At 40.8% G+C, this 18,951-nt stretch carries 20 protein-coding genes and 1 tRNA gene; 11 read left to right on the plus strand and 10 right to left on the minus strand.

All coding sequences use genetic code 25. The features are described 5' to 3' along the window. Positions 1-42: 42 nt before the first annotated feature. The 7 genes from WC753_04005 (at position 43) to WC753_04035 (ending at position 6,292) form a co-directional block, all read left to right on the plus strand. The gene (locus WC753_04005; protein MFA6080611.1) at positions 43-2,175 is read left to right on the plus strand and encodes a RelA/SpoT family protein; all 2,133 of its coding nucleotides are present in this window, start codon (positions 43-45) and stop codon (positions 2,173-2,175) included. A 111-nt stretch (positions 2,176-2,286) separates the two neighbouring features. Next, positions 2,287-2,490 carry a hypothetical protein gene (locus tag WC753_04010; protein MFA6080612.1) on the plus strand — a complete coding sequence of 68 codons (204 nt, stop codon included), beginning with the start codon at positions 2,287-2,289 and terminating at the stop codon, positions 2,488-2,490. 106 nt (positions 2,491-2,596) lie between these two features. Next, complete coding sequence (locus WC753_04015; GenBank protein MFA6080613.1) at positions 2,597-2,806, plus strand: hypothetical protein; 210 nt, start codon at positions 2,597-2,599, stop codon at positions 2,804-2,806. 6 nt (positions 2,807-2,812) lie between these two features. After that, positions 2,813-3,571, plus strand: a complete 759-nt coding sequence (locus WC753_04020) for a PrsW family glutamic-type intramembrane protease (GenBank protein ID MFA6080614.1) — start codon at positions 2,813-2,815, stop codon at positions 3,569-3,571. A gap of 217 nt (positions 3,572-3,788) precedes the next feature. Then, a tRNA-His gene (locus tag WC753_04025) sits at positions 3,789-3,864 on the plus strand. A 220-nt stretch (positions 3,865-4,084) separates the two neighbouring features. Continuing rightward, a complete protein-coding gene (locus WC753_04030; protein ID MFA6080615.1) occupies positions 4,085-5,404 on the plus strand; it encodes a S1 RNA-binding domain-containing protein in 1,320 nt (439 codons plus the stop codon). A gap of 111 nt (positions 5,405-5,515) precedes the next feature. Further along, positions 5,516-6,292, plus strand: coding sequence for a hypothetical protein (locus WC753_04035; protein ID MFA6080616.1), 777 nt, complete (start codon positions 5,516-5,518; stop codon positions 6,290-6,292). A gap of 43 nt (positions 6,293-6,335) precedes the next feature. Here the strand turns inward: WC753_04035 and WC753_04040 are convergent, their stop codons facing one another. Both WC753_04040 and WC753_04045 read right to left on the minus strand, forming a co-directional pair. Continuing rightward, positions 6,336-7,013: a hypothetical protein gene (locus tag WC753_04040; GenBank protein ID MFA6080617.1), complete on the minus strand. Its 678-nt coding sequence runs from the start codon at positions 7,011-7,013 to the stop codon at positions 6,336-6,338. Positions 7,014-7,079: 66 nt separating this feature from the next. Beyond that, positions 7,080-8,360, minus strand: a complete 1,281-nt coding sequence (locus WC753_04045) for a UDP-N-acetylmuramoyl-L-alanyl-D-glutamate--2,6-diaminopimelate ligase (GenBank protein MFA6080618.1) — start codon at positions 8,358-8,360, stop codon at positions 7,080-7,082. A 105-nt stretch (positions 8,361-8,465) separates the two neighbouring features. Between WC753_04045 and WC753_04050 the strand changes: the two genes are divergently transcribed. Both WC753_04050 and map read left to right on the plus strand, forming a co-directional pair. Further along, complete coding sequence (locus WC753_04050; protein ID MFA6080619.1) at positions 8,466-10,007, plus strand: DKNYY domain-containing protein; 1,542 nt, start codon at positions 8,466-8,468, stop codon at positions 10,005-10,007. Positions 10,008-10,048: 41 nt separating this feature from the next. After that, the gene (map, locus tag WC753_04055; GenBank protein ID MFA6080620.1) at positions 10,049-10,792 is read left to right on the plus strand and encodes a type I methionyl aminopeptidase; all 744 of its coding nucleotides are present in this window, start codon (positions 10,049-10,051) and stop codon (positions 10,790-10,792) included. 329 nt (positions 10,793-11,121) lie between these two features. Here the strand turns inward: map and WC753_04060 are convergent, their stop codons facing one another. Then, positions 11,122-11,889 carry a hypothetical protein gene (locus tag WC753_04060; GenBank protein MFA6080621.1) on the minus strand — a complete coding sequence of 256 codons (768 nt, stop codon included), beginning with the start codon at positions 11,887-11,889 and terminating at the stop codon, positions 11,122-11,124. 73 nt (positions 11,890-11,962) lie between these two features. After that, a complete protein-coding gene (locus tag WC753_04065) occupies positions 11,963-12,178 on the minus strand; it encodes a PhnA domain-containing protein (GenBank protein MFA6080622.1) in 216 nt (71 codons plus the stop codon). Positions 12,179-12,265: 87 nt separating this feature from the next. Between WC753_04065 and acs the strand changes: the two genes are divergently transcribed. Then, positions 12,266-14,158 (plus strand): acetate--CoA ligase, encoded by a 1,893-nt coding sequence (gene acs, locus WC753_04070; protein MFA6080623.1) that lies wholly within the window; start codon positions 12,266-12,268, stop codon positions 14,156-14,158. 47 nt (positions 14,159-14,205) lie between these two features. On the opposite strand, the gene WC753_04075 is transcribed toward acs, so the two are convergent. Further along, complete coding sequence (locus tag WC753_04075) at positions 14,206-14,496, minus strand: hypothetical protein (GenBank protein MFA6080624.1); 291 nt, start codon at positions 14,494-14,496, stop codon at positions 14,206-14,208. 101 nt (positions 14,497-14,597) lie between these two features. Between WC753_04075 and WC753_04080 the strand changes: the two genes are divergently transcribed. Continuing rightward, positions 14,598-14,843 (plus strand): hypothetical protein, encoded by a 246-nt coding sequence (locus tag WC753_04080; GenBank protein MFA6080625.1) that lies wholly within the window; start codon positions 14,598-14,600, stop codon positions 14,841-14,843. 22 nt (positions 14,844-14,865) lie between these two features. Here the strand turns inward: WC753_04080 and WC753_04085 are convergent, their stop codons facing one another. The 5 genes from WC753_04085 to WC753_04105 all read right to left on the minus strand — a co-directional run bounded on the left by WC753_04085 (position 14,866) and on the right by WC753_04105 (position 18,945). Continuing rightward, positions 14,866-15,639 (minus strand): SIMPL domain-containing protein, encoded by a 774-nt coding sequence (locus tag WC753_04085; protein MFA6080626.1) that lies wholly within the window; start codon positions 15,637-15,639, stop codon positions 14,866-14,868. 512 nt (positions 15,640-16,151) lie between these two features. Then, positions 16,152-16,592 carry a vitamin K epoxide reductase family protein gene (locus WC753_04090; protein MFA6080627.1) on the minus strand — a complete coding sequence of 147 codons (441 nt, stop codon included), beginning with the start codon at positions 16,590-16,592 and terminating at the stop codon, positions 16,152-16,154. A gap of 30 nt (positions 16,593-16,622) precedes the next feature. Continuing rightward, positions 16,623-17,153 (minus strand): hypothetical protein, encoded by a 531-nt coding sequence (locus tag WC753_04095; GenBank protein MFA6080628.1) that lies wholly within the window; start codon positions 17,151-17,153, stop codon positions 16,623-16,625. A 255-nt stretch (positions 17,154-17,408) separates the two neighbouring features. Next, positions 17,409-17,789: a hypothetical protein gene (locus WC753_04100; protein MFA6080629.1), complete on the minus strand. Its 381-nt coding sequence runs from the start codon at positions 17,787-17,789 to the stop codon at positions 17,409-17,411. A 226-nt stretch (positions 17,790-18,015) separates the two neighbouring features. Then, positions 18,016-18,945, minus strand: a complete 930-nt coding sequence (locus tag WC753_04105; protein MFA6080630.1) for an amidohydrolase family protein — start codon at positions 18,943-18,945, stop codon at positions 18,016-18,018. Between the last annotated feature and the right edge of the window lie 6 nt (positions 18,946-18,951).

Genomic DNA, 18,951 nt, shown 5'->3' on the forward strand with positions numbered 1-18,951 from the left:
TGTCTTGTTTGGATTTTATGGTGAATTGAGTATAATCCTTCTATGACTTCCTCGACCGCCTCTCATACTGATCTGGACGCCATACTACGCGATATCATCCATCGCTATGAGATGTATGGAGAGGAGGGGAAAGTGGATCAGATTCTGGCTGCCTATGAGTATGCCCAGAAGGCGCATACAGGTATCCTGAGAAAATCCGGAGACCCCTATATCGTACATCCTCTTTCTGCGACGCAAGAATTGATGATTCTTCAGCCGGATAGTACGACGATTATTGCGACACTTTTGCATGATACTGTTTCACATTGACATGCGAGTTATGAAGAAATCCAAAAACATTTTTGATCCGAAGTTCGAGCTATCGTAGAGCGTCTCGATACCATGAGCCACATCCGATACCGATGAGGAGCATCAAATGTAGATCGTACACAAAAGATGCTTTTTTCTGTAGCAGAGGATATTCGTACGTTGTTTGTCAAGATGGCTGAACGTATTCATAATCTTCGAACAATCCAGTATCATGAAGATCAGGAGAAATCAAAACAGATCGCAGAAGAATCGCTCTTTATCTATGCTCCTATAGCAGCCCGTCTTGGTCTCTATAGTTTCAAGGACACTCTTGAGACGCTTTCTTTTCGAGCACTGGATCTTGACTCGTATCTCCGTATCACGTGAGAGCTTGCTCACTATACACTGGAACAAGAGGAATTTCTCACACAATCTATCCAGAAACTGAAATCACTTTTGCCACCAGAATATCACCAGGGAATTAGCTATCGTATCAAAAAACCGTATTCCATTTATCGTAAAATGCAGGAGCGATCCTCTGAAAGCGTTTTTGATATGTATGATATCTTCGCGATTCGTATTATCGCTGAAAATATCACGGATTGTTATGCGGTTTTAGGGCATATTCATGGGTCATTCTCTCCAGTCCCTGGTCGATTTAAGGATTTTATAGCGGTGCCAAAATTAAATGGATATAAGAGTCTTCATACCACAGTTTTATGACTTGCAAGCAATAATAATCAACCTATCGAGATACAAATACGTACCAAAGAGATGGATTACCATGCTGAGAACGGTATTGCAGCCCATGTTCTCTATAAACAATTTGGTGATAGTACTCATAAAAAACAAGAGTTACAAAATGTGCTGTCAGTTCTTGCTGATGGACTGATGGAACCTTCTCAAACACTGGGGAAAAAAATACATCCGACTATTTTTGTCCTCACACCACAGGGGGATATACGGGAACTTCCACAAGGAGCGACCCCAGTTGATTTTGCCTATTCTGTCCACTCAGATATCGGATATCATATGACAGGAGCTCGCATCAATGGACGTATTGTCACGCTCGATACAAAACTCCGAAATGGTGATATGGTAGATATTATCACACATACGAATGCTCATCCATCGGCACAGTGGCTTGATTTTGTTATTTCTTCGAAAGCTCGAACCGAAATAGGCGTGGAAATAAAAAAACTCTCTGGGGATAGAGAAAGAGGAGTACAGAAGGGGAGAGAAATACTGATACATGCCTTTTTAGAGAAAGGTATCGCTTTGGATCCAGAGTGCAAGGACCTTAAAAAATATGTCGATTTTACGTTGGATATAAAAAAACTCGAAGAAATGCTCTACCAGATTGGACAATGAATTCGCAAACCATCTTCGTTTTTTCCTCACACAAAACTCCAAAAGACTCCTCATACATTTTCCCACAAAAACTCCAATGAGCCACATATGATAATTATCGGAGGAGAAAAAAAGGTACCTCATGTATTGGCACAGTGTTGTGGTCCACAGTTTCCTGATGAGATAGTAGCGGTGATGCGAAGTGGCGGGAAATGTATGGTACATGCGAGTAATTGTAAATCACTCAACCGAGTAAATCCAGCCCGTCTACTGCCTGCGTATTGGTCTGCACATGATACAGGCATTATCGTATCTCTAACTCTCGTAGCATACGATAGACCGGGGCTGATAGCAGATATCACACAGGCATTTTACCAAGCAGGGGTCAATATCGTCGAAATGCATACGAATGATCTCGAAAAAGGGATGTGTGAGATAGCGACTCGTATCGGTATCCCAAGCGATGAATGAGATTTTTTAGAACGACTCAAAGCACGCATTCATCTGAGTATTCCTGATATTCGAGAGTTTCGGTAAAAAATAATACAAGTTTCGTTCGTTTTGTTGGTTGAGAGAAATAGCGAAAAACTTTTGACAGTTCCTTTCTTTTTTCTATAATCCGCTTATCTTTACATTTCCCCCCTTACTATGGCTCGTTTTTACGCTACAAAAAAAGAAGGAGAATCCAGCGACAAAATGCTGGTACGATTCAAGAAACTTCTCTTCGGATCACGAATGATCAATACACTTCGTGCGACTCGATATAATTTTAAACAAGATACTAAACGCAAGACCCGTGAGAAAGCGATTATTTGTTCCAAGTATCGCGAACTCACTGATGAGCTCTCGTAGCTATCATTATGTTCATTTTTAGCATCTCACATATATCCCTCAGAAATGGGGGATTTCTCTTGTGCAAAATAGAAAATAGCTATAATGGAAACATAATAATTTCTTTATGATTCTCTTCTGAACTGTCTGTTTGGTCCTCGGTATAGCGATTCTTTTTAATCCTGCTATTCTCGGGTTTATTGTGTGATTTTTCCTCCTCGTATTGGGGTCATGGATTATCCTCGGTTGGTACAAGGTTAACCGTGTACTCGAGAAAAAGTTCTCCGTTTGAAAGTATAATATTGTGTTTGAAAAGAGAGATCAGCATAAAAAATAATCACCCATGTCTTTTCTTTTTATCATACTCTCTGTGTGATTTTCGCTCTTTCTCTGGATGTACCTCTTGACCTATTTTATGTCACTTGGCGCTCAGCGGGATTTTTTTGCACGTGCTCGATCGGCACTTTTAAGAGGCATAGGTATCGCTGGAGTGCTCCTCGTCATAAATACATATTTTTCAGATATCCTCGGGTATAATCAATGGTTCCTCATTCCGTGCATTTTTTTTCTCGGAGCGTTGCCGATTATTTGGCGCCGATGGTGATCTCTTTCGCTGATACCTTTCGTCTTCTCCATACTTCTTTGGGTAGCTTTTTATGTTGGAGTATTAAACAATAATGCACCTTTTTTCTCGGAGACACTCCAGACACCTTTTTATGAGGAACTAGGGAAGTGGTTCCAATCACTTGTGTATATCTACCCAGCAGTGATGAGCCCTTTTGTGGCTATCGGATTTTGATTTATCGAAAATATCGCCTATTTTACACATGATTTTACAGTCTCACAATTTATCGGTCGGACACTTTTTTCTGTGCCTATGCATATCTTTGTGGGATTTTTCTGATTTTGGTGCCTTTTTACGATTCGTCCGGTATGGCTGGGGATGACGGTGGGCATTCTCTCCGCGATTTCTCTTCACACGCTCTATAATTGGTCACTCAGTATTTCGATGATTTTCGCCATGGCTATCATGATGGCAGGATATATATTTTATGGCTGGAGTATCGAGAATGGCTGGTGGAAGAAAGGGGTGAAGAGATAAAAAATACAGAATACATCCGCCGCGGCTGACAAAGTACACAATGAAGGAATTATTGGTTCGAACAACCTAAACTTAAGAAACCTAGTAAACTTAAGCACCTAAGTACCCACATACTTACGCACTTATTTGAACCCATAAACTGGCTGCATATTTTCTTGCATTTCTCTTATTTCCATTATACTAACCTCGTTTTCCAAAATTGGTGCTATTTTTTGTGGCGGACGTAGCTCAGTTGGTAGAGCCCTAGACTGTGAATCTAGTTGTCGCGGGTTCAATCCCCGTCGTTCGCCCCATATTCCAGAGTACTAAGTCGTTAGACTTTAGTATTTAGAACGCTACAGATCATATACCTTGGTATGTTTTGTCGCTTTTATTTCTCACAAGGAAGCCAAAAGAAGACAATTAGTAGTGAGTATTAAGTAGTGAGTATTTAGACTTATCCAGGCCTAACGACTAACATCTAATGACTAACATCTAAAGCATCTTCACTTATTTCTTAACCCCCTTTCGGCTATGTCAGATTTTTTAACCCTCTTGGCACAAGAGCCAAAAGTAGCACCCCTTAAAAAAGGTGAGATCGTCAAATGTACGATCGTATTTATCGGAAGAAAACTCTTCCTCGTCGATGTAAAAAACCAATTCACGGGCATCATCTCTGGTGCCGATCTTCTCTCATCGGTTATGGATGTCCGTACTCTCAAGGTAGGAGATGAAGTAGCAGCTATGTACCGTGGACAAGATCCAGAGTCAGGACTTCTTATCTTCTCACTTCGTAAGGCAAGTCAGACGACACTGATGAGCAAGCTCCTTGAGAACAAAGAAAAAGGACTCACGATGTCTGTCATCCCTACCGAAGCAAACAAAGGTGGTCTCTTGATCGATCTCGATGGTATGAAAGGATTTATTCCTGTATCTCAGCTTTCGCCTATTCATTATCCACGTGTGGAAAATGCTGATCCAGAGCGAATTCTCGGACACCTGAAGGCACTTATCGGTAAACCACTCGAAGTCCGAGTACTCAATGTCCAAGATGATGGGAAAAAGATTATTTTCTCTGAAAGAGCAACCAATGATGGTGCTCGTGAAAGTGCTCTCAAAAATCTCAAAATCGGTGATCGTGTGGAATGAGTTGTTTCTGGTATTCTTTCTTACGGTATTTTCGTTACTTTTGATGGTCTTGAAGGTCTCGTTCATGTCTCTGAAATGGATTGGGGTCATGTCGCAAATCCGGGTAAGTATGCTAAGATCGGTGATAAGGTAAATGTCGAAATTATTGGTCTGGATCCTGAGAAAATATCTCTCTCTATCAAGCGTCTCAAGCCAAATCCATGGGCAGAACTTGCGAGCGTCTACAAGCTCAACGATATTATCGAAGTTCCTGTTCTCAAAATATCAAAATTTGGCGTCTTCGTAGAACTCAATGGTGGTATCAATGGACTTATCCATCTCTCTGAGATTTCTCACACTCCTATAAAGAATGTAGAAGATGTCGTCCAGGTCGGTAAGACAATTCGAGCGAAGATTATTACTCTCGATGTGAATGAACGTCGTATCGGTCTCTCTATCAAGGCACTTGAGCCAGCTCCAGCTGGATCTGAGACATCTATCGCCGGTGGTCAAGCTGCCAAAGTAGATCCTTCAAAAGAAGCTGACCTCGATATCGAAGGTGAGGTCGAGAAGAAAACAAAAAAAGCTCCCTCTTCGACAAGCTCCCATTCGGAGGTCTGAGTCTCAGGGTCGAAGACAGAATCGAAGACTAAAAAAGCTAAAACAGAAGAAGTAGACGAAGTGATTGCAGAAGTTCCAGTAGTCGAAACTCCTGCAGCTGAGTAATTCATCATTGAGCATTCTTAAGAAATCCCCCAGAAATGGGGGATTTATATTTTATATTGAGATATTGCCTTTTATAAAAATAATCTATAATAATTTTGTTAGAATATATTTATGAATGAATCACAGATACAAGTGCAGGAGTCAGGATTGAGGATAAAAGTCCTATGTTTACAATTGGATGGTCAAGATGTTCCAATTGGTGGACCAGTTTTGGACTGTGTTACAAAAATAAATATAGTATCAGGTTGAGTGGTTATGCGAATAGAATCACTTATTGGTTTTGATGGGATGTCTCTGAGAAAACTAGATCTAGGAGTTGTCAGAAATATGGCGACACTAAGATGAGGAGGAAAGCTAAGTATGAAGACATCAGGATGAATGTCAGAAAAAGTATCCCGAGAAGCTATAGATCTTGTATTAAAAACAACTGGTCTCAGTTTCATGCATCCTCTCTTTCGTATTGCCCAGGTGGCTAGAAGAAGAGTAGATAAACGTCTCCCAGATGATTCGAGGATTTTTATATGAACCATGCATCAGAGAAATATAGGACCAATATGAACGATACGAACATCAATTGCTAAATTTCATACTCTGAGGAAAAATTCTCTTGGGTGACACTGAGGAATTGATAATATAGAAAAACCAGCCCTTCGTATCCTTAGTCAAATTGCTTTGCGTCCAGAAGTTACTGGACGACTCCATATGAGATATAATATTCCTTTATTTGGGCTCAATCGTGATCATGCAGCAGATGTAATTATAACAGCACATACATCCGTGTCACATATTTTAGAAAACAGGAAAGAGGCACTGATTTTTGACTGAACTTCTACAGTACGTGCCGGGAGACTCATATACCACACTATACAGTCTTCATCCTCAGAATAGATAATCCAACAAGAATTGATAGGTTATTGAGATATTCCCAGGTTTATATAATTGGTATAAACTCCAATGTCCAGGCATTTTCTGGGTTTTGAGTATCGGCAATAATTTTTACTTTTAAACCGTGTTTTTTAGGATTATCTCTTTCCCCAGCGACAAATGTTTCCAATTGTTTTTGTGTTGCATGAGCATCACCAAGTGTCATCTTGAGTCTATAAGAAAAATCATCAATATAGGCATCTTGCATCACCTTGATCATACTATATGCCTCTTCTCCACTAGGAGCAAAGAGTTGTAGTTGGTATTTTCCAATCTCGACAATAACGCATGCATACCCTCGTGGAGTTGGTTGGGGTGTGATAATAGATACTGATGAGACTGGAGTAGTATGTCCTTGTTCATTGAGACGTTCAGACAGAGCTTCCCAAATATATTGAAGTGCCCATCTCTTTTTGTCGCATCTCAGACTCATCTGGACTTCCACAGCTAATCAGACCAATGCTGCATAGAGAGGATCGTCTATATCTACATTATCATCTACATTATCATTTGTTACGAGGGTTGGTGTTGGTTTTCATCTTTTTCCTGGAGATGGTTTTGAAGACATCTGCATACATCCTGTGGCCAAGAAGGCAGTCGCTAAAATGAGAGATGTACTAAGTCGCCCAAGAAAGGCATTTCTCGACCTGGTTATTTGTGCGCTATCGGATTTTTCGAGACTCATAAAAAAGTATTCGAAGCATTCTATGCGCCGATTTATAAAGTCAAATATTTTATGTATAATATATTTTTATTGAGTACCCAGAAACTCTTCAACGATTCCTCTATCACTCCACGGAATAGGACCTTGATTAGTGACCTGCACTGTCTCACATCCCTTACCAGCCACGAGGACGGTATCACCTGGTTCGGCATGTTGAAGTGCCCAATAAATAGCATCTCTTCTATCGGGGATAATCTGAAATGTATCACCGATGGAGCGCGGTATGCCTTCTCGGAGCATCGAGATGATTCGCTCGGATGATTCTGAATACGTATCATCATCAGTCAGAATAATAGTATCAGCCAATTCATGGGCTACAGCTCCCATTTTTGGACGTTTTGAGGTGTCTCTATCACCCGTTGCTCCAAAGATGAGAATCATTCTCCCATCTGTTTGAAGTGTCTGGAGGACACTTCGTAAACTGGCCTCAGTATGAGCATAGTCAATGAGTATCGTGAGTCAGAGAGCATTTGGAACTGGTTCGAGTCGTCCTGGAACACCCGTAAAATCAGCCCACGCATGGATGATGTGAGCATTGGCTACCCCGATAGAGCGAAGGAGAGTATAGGCCGCCAAAATATTTTCTGCATTAAAAACCCCTTTGAGTTGTGCTTGAATTAGCGCTTCTTCGTCAGGTCATTTGATATCGATATCCATTCCTTTTTCGGTATTTCGCAATGCCCTGAGCTGGTAGTCGGCAGGTTCCTTCATACTATAGGTGATGATATTTCTACCATCTCCTCCTGCACGAGCAGCGTTCTGAAAGAGCGAAAAATATTCACAATCTTTTGGCAGGACACATATCTTCCCTGGTTCTTTTTGGAAAATCCTTGCCTTAGTCCTCGCATACTCATCCATAGTTCCATGGAGATCGAGATGATCTTGAGAAATATTTGTGAGAACAACGGCGTTATACCGGATACCAAAATTTCGGAAATAATAAATCCCATGACTACTGGTCTCAAGCACAAGATGTGTCACACCTTTTGCTCGCGCTTTTTCGAGAGTTTTCCACATATCAAAAGGATTATCCATTGTCATCTTGGATTGGTTTTCTCTCTTTTCGCCCGCTATCCATATCTGTGCTGTGCTGAGAAGTGCGGTTTTTCTCCCTGATTCTTCGAGTGCTCGTGCTATCAGTGTCGAAGTCGTAGTTTTTCCCTTTGTCCCAGTAACGCCTATGATATACATATCTTTTGCTGGATTTCCTGAGAGTGCAAAAGCTATACGACCACGGAGATAGTGATAGGCGACACGGGCTGGATTTCTGAGCCCGATACCATGCTTGAGTTTTTGTATGAGAGTCATATCTACGATTATAATCTCTTTCGGTATTTTCCGATAAAAAAACTTTGACATTTACTGTATTTCCATATATTGTATAGGTATACATATTTTTAGTAATTTTGTTATATGAAAAAAAGTATTGGCTCTCTTCTCTGTTTAGCTCTTATCTCTACGGGGATTCTATTTGCCGCTGGTACTTCCACGACGCTCCCGCCCAGTAAAACTCCAGTATCAGCACCACCAACAAATACTACCAAAAAACCTATTCCATGACTCATTATCTTGGGCGACTACTATGCAGCAGACGAGAAAAATGCCTATGCAATCAATATAACACGCAGTGCCTGGATACTCATACGAGATGCTGACCGTGAGACATTTAAGGTTATTCAGGGAAGATTTGCTCAAGATAAGAATCATATATATTATCGCAACACCATTATCGAGAACGTAGACGTAGCGAGTTTTTCTGTGATTTCTGGACGCTATGGCTATGCGAGGGATGAGAAGAAAGTATATGGGCCATATGGTGTCATAGCAGGAGCCGATCCAGAGACATTTAAACTCTTGACGGGTATGTATGGTGTTGATTCGGGCAGTGTTTATTATGATGCAAAAAAGATTGATGCTGATTCGGCGACATTTGAAGTCCTGGAATCTGGGCCATATGCTGTGGATGCTCAGAAGGTATTTTATAATGGTCATCTCTTACGAGGCATTCCTACAGAAGGATTTGCCGTCAAAGGAGAGCGGGCATTTGCATCAGACGGGCACGTATTTTTTGAAGGGCAAGTAGAAAAAGGAGCTCCTCTTCCAGAAGATGGAGACACTTTGCCTCCTCCAACTACTGAACCAGAAGTGCCAGTAGGGGATGGAGAGACTGTCGTATCCCCCTCTTTTTTAGAAAAACTCTTCTCTGATACGGGTGTTCTCGCTCTTTATGTTGACGCGATACGTGCTGAATGGGTATTTCTCTCATTTCTCAGTTTAGTTATCATTGGTATATTTAGCGCTCTCTTTGTCTTTTTTGCTGATAGAAATAATGAGACAGCCATATGGGGAAAGGTATTTCTCAAAACGCTTATTGCTCTCGTAGTAGGAGGTGCTATCTTTTGGCTCGCATCATATCAATTTTCTCTTTTTTGGAGTGCTATCATAGGCACTGTAATAGGTATCATTGCATTTCTCTCACTCTCAAATATTGGAGGAAAGGCAAAAACATTTTTTGTAACATTACTTTCTTGTATAGTGCTTGGGTTTCTTTTCAGTATCCTCGTGATGGTACTCCGTGTCACTGATAATACTTTCCAAACTGTTCTGACATTTCTCGCAAAAGATATTCTTCAGGTAGGTGTTATTCTCGGAAGTATCGGTGTTTTCTTTGGATCTTGGCTGATTCGTACACAGCTCAATAATCATCTCTCTAGTTCTATCTCTGGCGCACTTATTGCGACATTTTTCTCGCTTTTGATTCTCGGGTTTGTGCATTGGCTCGGTCCTATTTTATTGCTTTGGTCAATTGTCCTCTTCTCTGTTCTCTTCGGTGCATTTCTGTGGGTGCTCTCCTTTCGTGCGAACCATGGACTCTTTGTCCTGAGTGTGCGAGTACTACGTATTGTGATATTCTTAGGACTTGTGATCGGACTAGTTTCTTGGCTGATATTCTAAAAAAAGTTGGCACCTGTCGGTAAAAGGAGTATACTTTACCTATGATAGTCCAAGATGCTAAAACTCTGAAGATTCTCCGTGATGCGGGGAAGATTCATTGTGAGATTATTGATGGACTCATGAGGAGTGGATTACTTGTCCCAGGACATACTGGAATTCAAGTGGAAGAATGGATAAAAAAAGCACAAAAAATACACTGAGTGGAATCAGCATTTCTCGGACAATATGGCTATCCGGCCAATATTATCCTCTCAGTCAACGATGTGGTGGTCCATGGCGTCCCTATGGATATCCCGTTTGAAGCTGGTGATGTACTCAAGGTCGACTATGGTATTCGTTATCAATGATATCTCACGGACGCAGCGACGACTCTTATTCTTGGTAAACCAAGTGACTCAAGACATCAGAAGTGTATCAATGCAGCTCGTGAGGCACTTCGATTATGACTCGCACAAGCTCGTTCGTGAAATACAACAGGGGATATAGGGTATGTCATCCAAAAATATGTCGAAGAAGCGGGATTTCATATTATCCGAGAACTCACAGGACATGGGCTCGGAACGAAGATCCATGAAAAGCCCGATATCTACAATTATGGAAAGCAGGGGAAAGGGGATATCCTCAAAAAAGGAATGTATGTCGCCATCGAACCGATTGTAGGATTTTCAACGAGAAAAATATTTGATACAGGGAAATTTGCTATCTGTATGGATGATGGTGGTATCGGCGTCCAAGAAGAACACTGCGGGATAGTCGGTGATGATGGATTTGAGATTATAGCTTAAGAAAAACGCGGAAAAACTCGTCCTTCAAACTTCAATCTCCGTTCCTCGTTCACCGTACTCGCAGTACGCCTCACTCTGGTACTCGATTTGCATTTGAATTACGTCGTTTTTGCGCGTTTCAAATCTTCTTCCCGTCATTTCAGCTCATTGTAATATGCCCCTTGATAAAGGGGGGTGGAATATTGGAATGAAATTTGGGGATTATAAAAACACAAAATCCTACCTATGACTGTTACTATGACTTTTTCTATTGTGTAAAATCCCCCCTACCCCCCTTTATCAAGGGGGCATCACTCAAATAATTTTTACCTCAACACTCTTTTTTATAACTATTTTCTTATAAAAAATTTCCCGGTCATAGCTCCTACAAGGAATGCCATACAAACCTGTGTGGTGGTGATAATGCTCGCAAATACAACTGGATCCACTGAGATTCTTTTTGACATAATACCGTAGAGGGCCCAGAGAATAACGAGAGTAAAAAATACATCTCGGTTTTTTGCGAGCATTATCAGTCCAAGAAGCGTCGCTATGATAATCATAATAATCGTCCAGGTAACCGGTGATATTCCCCAGGCACCCCATTGAACACTAATCAGCCATGCTGAGATATTTGCAATCGTCGCGACTGATATCCAGCCGAGGTAGATAGAGAAGGTGGGGAGTGTGATGTAGGTATCAGCTGCATTGAGATGGTTGGTGTTTTTTCTGATTTCCGTATAGAGACGAATCAATGTGACGAGGAATCCGAGCATGATAATGACAGAGAGTCCGACATATTGATACTGCCATGCGAGCATCCATCCACCATTGAAGAGACAGGTGAGTCCAAAGAGCCAATTGATTCTCTGGTTTGTCAGGGTATTTTTCTTATTTTTTCCACGAATGAGGTTGATAATCCCGACAATCACAAATATCAGAAGAAGTGTGTAAATAATGCTCCAGATAGAGAAAGTAAATGCTATCGGAGTAAAGAGACTATCATATTTATCTGAGAGTTCTCCTGTTGTCATACCACCGAGTGGTATGATAATCGCGAGAGTATTGACTACTATCATGACGATATACGCTACCAAGTTGAGGAGAGGGTAGAACATAAGGGGGAAAGATAGAAATAGAAGTGAGAGATAGAAATAGAAGTTAAGGCATAGGATAAGGAAGGATTTTTTATTAATTCACTTTCTTGAAAAAACAGGTCTTGAGTACCATCATAGATCCGTCGATTTTTCCTTCGATGACTTCCGGGTCATCGGTAAGCCGGATATTTTTTACTTTGGTGCCTTTCTGGATTTTCATTTTCCCAGCCATCAGATTTTGAGTGGAAATCACTGTATCGCCTGCGGTAAGGACATTTCCATTTGCGTCTATGACGACGGTATCATTCATAAAATATAGGTATTAATTATATGAAGTATAAGAACTCCCTCTAAAAAACAACCGTTGCTTTTTTACCAGGAAACTTATACTTCCCTCATGACTCGTATTACCACTCTTGAGCAATATCACGCAGATTACAAATTTAGCATTGAACATCCCGAAGATTTTTGGGATAAACAAGCGAGAGAATTCGTCTGGAAAAAACTATGGCACAGTATTCTTCAGTGGGATTTCTCTGGACCAAATATTCGCTGGTTCGAGTGAGGAGAATTAAATATTACCGAAAACTGCCTCGATAGGCATTTGCCAGAGAAGGCGAATGATATCGCATTTTATTGGGAGCCAAATACACCGACAGATATTGCAAAAAAAATCACCTATCAAGAACTCTTCGATGAAGTTTGTAAGTTTTCCAATGTTCTTAAGAAATACTGAGTAACAAAAGGGGATAGGGTATGTATCTCTATGCCGATGATTCTCGAGTCTGTTGTTGCGATGCTTGCGTGTGCTCGAGTGGGGGCGATTCATTCGGTGGTTTTTGGGGGATTTTCTGCGCAGGCGCTCTCGGATAGGATTCAGGATGCTAGCTGTAAACTCGTGATCACAACGGATGGGGCTTTTCGAGGAGCTAAAGTTATCCCTATGAAAGCAACGGTTGATGAGGCACTTCAGATATGCCCGTCTGTCGAAACGGTGATTGTTTTTGAACATACGAAGGTGCCTTATGATTTTCAGTCAGGACGAGATGTGCGATGGGGCGAAGTCATGCAAGAAGCATCTTCAATCTGTTCTGCAGAATCGATGCAAGCAGAAGACCCTCTCTTTATCCTCTATACCTCTGGTTCCACTGGTAAGCCAAAAGGAGTCGTCCATACGTGTGGTGGCTATATGGTCTACGCTCAGTACAGTTTCGAAAATGTGTTTCAATATAATTCATGAGAGGTCTATTGGTGCACAGCGGATATTGGCTGGATAACGGGGCATTCGTACATCGTCTATGGACCACTCTTATCGGGTGCGACGTCTGTGCTTTTTGAGGGTATTCCGACCTATCCAGATGCTGGGAGATTTTGGCAAATCATTGATAAGTATCATGTGAATATTTTCTACACCGCACCGACAGCGATTCGAGCCCTCGAAGCATTTGGTTTGGATTTCGTGACACCCTACAAGCTGGATTCTCTGCGAGTCCTCGGAAGTGTGTGAGAGCCCATTAATGAAAAAGCATGGCACTGGTATAACGAGAATATTGGTAAAAAACGGTGCCCTATCGTGGATACGTGGTGGCAGACAGAAACAGGTGGAATACTTATCTCGCCATTGGCAGGTATCACTCCGACGAAGCCCAGCTTTGCGACACTTCCGTTGCCTGGTATTCAACCCCTTCTCATCGATGAACAAGGAAAGGAAATAGTTGGGGATAATGTCTCAGGGAATCTCTGTATTCGCTTTCCATGGCCTGGGATTATTCGTACAATCTATGGAGACCATAAATATTGTAAGAGTACGTACTTCTCGACGTATCCTGGACTCTATTTCACAGGTGATGGATGTCTACGAGATGCTGACGGATATTATCGTATCACAGGGCGAGTCGATGATGTGATGAATATAAGCGGTCACCGTATCGGAACTGCTGAAGTAGAGAGTGCTATCAATATGCATCCTGATGTCGTCGAATCAGCGGTTGTCGGGTATCTACATGATATTAAATGACAAGGCATTTATGCCTATGTCATCACGACGAACACTGAAAAAGATTCTGAAATGCTTAAGAAAGAAATCACGGCTGAAATCACAAAAGGTATCGGACCGATTGCGAAACCTGATAAAATTCAGATAGTCTCTGGGCTCCCCAAAACTCGTAGTGGCAAAATCATGCGCCGAATCCTGCGCAAAATCGCAGAAGGGGATACTGAAAATCTCGGCGATATTTCAACGCTTCTTGATCCAGCAGTGGTAGAGGAAATCAAGAATTGAGCAGCATAGTAAAACCTATTCTGCACCAAGCAAAAAGTCTGTGCAATAATTATTTTTTAATGGAAATCTTTATCTAGATCCACAGGTTCATCGTGTCTTCGTGTACGTCATGGCGTAGAAGCAGGAGCATCTGGTTCTGTAATCTCAGGTCACGCAAGAGCGAGTGCTATACGGCTTTGCATATCATCAAATGACATGCCCTTCAATCAAGCTTCTCATACAAGATGTCTAAAGGTACTCACAACAACCGCAGCTATTAATGCTGCATTATATTGGCAGGCAGGACATTCTTCACGAAGATGTGCAATTAACGTATCAACCTTATCAACAGGGTGTTCTCACGGCATAATAAATTGATTATAATAATAAATATAGTCAAAATTCTATGTTGTCAATATCTTGTGAACAATAATTGACAATATTATAAAATAATTAAGATACATTCTATATGTCTAATAATTTTTTGAGGTCCTGTCTATGATATGAGGACCCCGACATCACTGCCTGAACAAATCATTGTATCGATACTGCACCACATTGTGTAGTTCGGAGAGAGGAAGCTATAAAATCTTCAGATCCCCAAGATATTGCTTTCGCTCTTGGAATGGAATTAGCAAGAATAATGATAACACCTGAAGGTGTTGGCTCGGGAAGCACAACAAGAGCCAGTATATTGAGACAACAGCTCGATTAAATGAATTAATGAATAGAATACCTTAGTTTATCTCATACTTAAGCGTTACATTGATAGTGACCTCTTGTGATCCTGGCTCGATAGTTGGAGCAGTAGATGAAGATACGCTATCCATCATACCTTTCGATAACATCGGTTGATTGTAGTATGGCATAGCATTATTTTCACTGATTTCGAGGAGCCGACCGAGCGTAAATCCTGCTGCATCAGCGACACTTTGTGCCTTCTCTTGTGCTTTATGAATTGCTTCTGCACGAGCAGTATTTTCTATCTTGGTGCTATCATCGATAGCGAACTGAATATTTGAGACAGAATTTGCTCCACTGGTGACCACTCCAGTGAGGAGAGGGCTGATAAGTTTAAAATCTCGTATTTTCACATGCACAGATTGTTGCACGGTGTAGCCGACGATAGTCGCAGGAGGACAGACTTTTCCAGAGCCATACACACAATTTGGTGTCTCATATCGAGGAAGGATAGTATACTGAGAGGTTGCGATATCTTTTTTATCGACTCCTTGCTTCGTGACGAAAGCAATTGCCGCGTTCATCTTATCCGCATTTTGAGATTGAAGAGCTGCGACATCGACCCCACCCTCGGTGATAACTTCAAATGAAAATCCTGCAATATCTGGCACACCGACTGCTTTACCATCTCCCTGTACGACAAAGCTTCTGAAATTTGTGGGAGAACTGACACGATCATAGCTCTGAGTAAACTTGTATCCGAGGAATAGTCCACCACCGAGTGTGATGATGATGGCCAGACCGAGAAGATTTCTAAGGAAAGAGTTCATAGAGTAAATTATAAAATAAGATCAAAAGTATAATCCTCTTGTTTCTATGCGAAAGTTTATTGGGGTTGATTATGAGAGTAAATATTCTAGGGCACAAAAACCCAACTACCATATCCTAGTAGAATGCCTTAAGGCATTCTACTAGGATATGTGAAAAAATCAATTTTTCTTCTGAAAAACATAGGGGAAAAAATAGGCATTTTTCCGCTTATTTAAGCCAAAAAACGCTTTACTTTTTTCACGATTTTCATATAATGAGAGTGATTATTGCAGTTGTAATAATTGGGGGTAAAACCTCTATTTCCTAACTTTCGCTTTTTATGCGCAAAGTCTTACCGCTCGATTCAGAATCCTGAAGAATCAGGACTATTGAATGGGCAAAAAAACACCCAAACCGTGTGGAATGGGTGAAAGCAAAAACGAGTCCGTTAAAGAAAAAGTAATTTTTCCTATCTCGTTTTAGTTTTTGAATCCGTAGCATCATGCTACGGATTTTTTACTTAAATCAAGGTCTAGCTACTTTTTCTCATCGTCCACGTAATCCCAAAGATGGTGACAATTATTGCGGCGCAGATGAGACAGAGGAGACAATAGGCATGGATATAGAGGACTTCTTGAGAGATGATGTAGCCATTGAAGAGCATACCTCAGAGAGCAACCCAGTTAATGATTTTCGCTGGTTTATTGGTACCGATAGCGAGTCCCCAGAGTGTGAGGAGGATAATAATCGGATAGACAATCAGTGCGAGGTAGGGGAAGGGGATACCGGCTATCATCGTATCTGGATGGACGATAACGCTCGTACAAGAAATGGTAGCATTGATATCACAACCACTTGAGACGATGACGCCTGGTACTGGATGCAGGAGTTGGTACGCCTTTGAGCTGAGATAAATAGCATTACCGAGAGCGATGAGCGCGAGAATCAGAATTATGAGGTATTTTTTTTTCATAGAGAAGAGAGAAAAGATAAAAAAGAAGGATTAATTTTCAGAATTGAAACCAGTTTTGTCCCCGATTTGAAGAATTATTTTTGCAAGAGGATCATGGTCTGTGCCTCGAGTGATAGCGCCGCCGAGAGCACCTACCGCCGAGAGCACGAAAAATCCTATCAGGGCGAGGAAGAGGGTGATGCGATATTTCTGGAGGAGAGCACTGAGAGAGGCGAGTTTTTGGAGGAGTTTGAAATTGATAAATTTTTGCATTTTCAGAAGGATTGGTTCGCCTGCGAGATAAATAATTGAGATGATGATAAAGATATTGCGGCACATCTCAGCGAATTCAGCGTGAAGACCAAGTGTCGATGGCCCGTCTGCAAAGTCTGTCACAAAGACGGCGTTTTCACCAGTTGCGAGCGAGAAAAAGATAAAAATAGTACCAACATAGAGGAGGAGTCTTTTTATGATATGTGCCGTTGGATTCTTCTTAAACATAAATTGCATCAGGACTTCCATCATCACATAGAGCGTGAGGAGAGCCACAGGGAAATGCACGATGAGAGGGTGGAGGGTCATGAGAGAAAGTATAGTTCTTTCTTGAAAAAATCAAAAAAGTTATGATTTTGACAATCCGTAAAAATATATTTAATATTTGTATTTTTAATATAATGTGGATATATTAAAAGGTATGATGATGGATAAAAATGGAAAATTTATACTGACTGTATCAGCATTCTCTAATACGCAAGAAATATTTTTTTATTTCAATTTTAAAGCTACGATAAAGCATTTTTATCGAAGTCGAAGAAACCTCAATATCTTATCCGGAATTTATACAACTAAAAATCCTATCCAGACCAGGTATCATCCTAGAACGATTCAGACATACCCGGCAAAAGTGAGATACGTGGGAGATAGCACTTTTTTACTCATATTGAGCATCATCTTTGGGAACATACCGAGCAGTATTCCTTTGAGAAGGGTTCCAAGTCCGAGAAGACTGACGATGACCTCTGCCAATGAATCCCAGAGAAAATGTTTCATCATGAGCACCACGCCTACTGCGATCATCCCCATGCTGGCGACGACGATGCTCAGTGGTTCATTTTCTAAACTCTTAAACGCTTTGAGATAGAACTGTGAATTCAGGAGGATACCAATACCGATTACGAGAAATGTGGGCCCAAGAATTTGGGCGAGGAAAAGAGTCATATCATTCATAATACAATATATTAGGAAATAACATTTTAGAACTAAAATGCAGAAAAAATTATAGGGATTCATGGAGGAATTCAAACAATACATATTGACAGTCTCGGAAGAGGGTTGGGATACCGATTTTGATTCTGGCGGGTCATAAATATGGTTTTAGTGTACGTAATGGTTGAGGATCAAGGATATTAACCCTCGTAGGAAAGCCATTTACGCATAAAAATAATTATTTATCAATTCTGAAAAAATCTGCTGCATTTTCGAAAAGTACTTTTTCAGAATCCCTCTGAGACAATAATCATTTAACTCTCTTTACTGAATCCCATCTCTCAGTATTCTCATCTGCGATATTATCTCTATTCCAAGGGTAGTCACTACTAAACATTACCTTTTCTGCTGGCGTCATACGAAACAAATCTGTGGTGTAGTCAGTTGTTTTCACCGAAGTACGTCCAGTACTTTCGATATGACAGTCTGGTCCATATACAATCATTGTATTGTCAGATTGTTTAATTTGATTTACCGCTTTTCTATCTAGTCTCGCACCATGATTGATAACTGTTTTTACTTTATTCTTATTGCCCCATTTAACATAATCAAGCGGATTATTTTTTTGATACAGATACTCTAAGTATGTTTGAGGTGTTCATCTGAAAAAATCTGTATGAAAAACAATAGGTAGGTTATGTTTTAGTGCCAACCGAGGGAGCCAATTAGGCAGTTTTTCTGGATAAGTTGCCGTTGCAATTCAATGCACCTTAAGAGCATAAACTCTACGCGCCGCAAGTAATCTATCAACGTCCTCGGAGTTATCTAAAGCTGGATGAATTTTCCAAACAGGGTAAAAAATAATTCCTTCTCCTTTATTATTCACGTCACTAGCAGTTGCGATGATTTCTAGGTTATCTGCAAAGTAAGGATTTCTATCAGATTCTTCCTCCTGTCCATTTTTTCCTGCATCTATAAATTTTATCTCTCTATCATTTCATACTTTCCATAATGCTTTAGTGCAAGATCCTCTTGCAAATGTTGGAGTGGGAAACAATAAAGCATCTGTTACACCCATTTGGACTGCCATTTTTATATAATATGCTAAATCTCAAATTGGGCCATGAGGAGAGATTCCGATATTTGTTTGGCAATCTATGATTCTCATAATAAA

It is taken from the genome of Candidatus Gracilibacteria bacterium (assembly GCA_041660965.1).
GTDB lineage: Bacteria > Patescibacteriota > Gracilibacteria > BD1-5 > JAGOOR01 > JAGOOR01.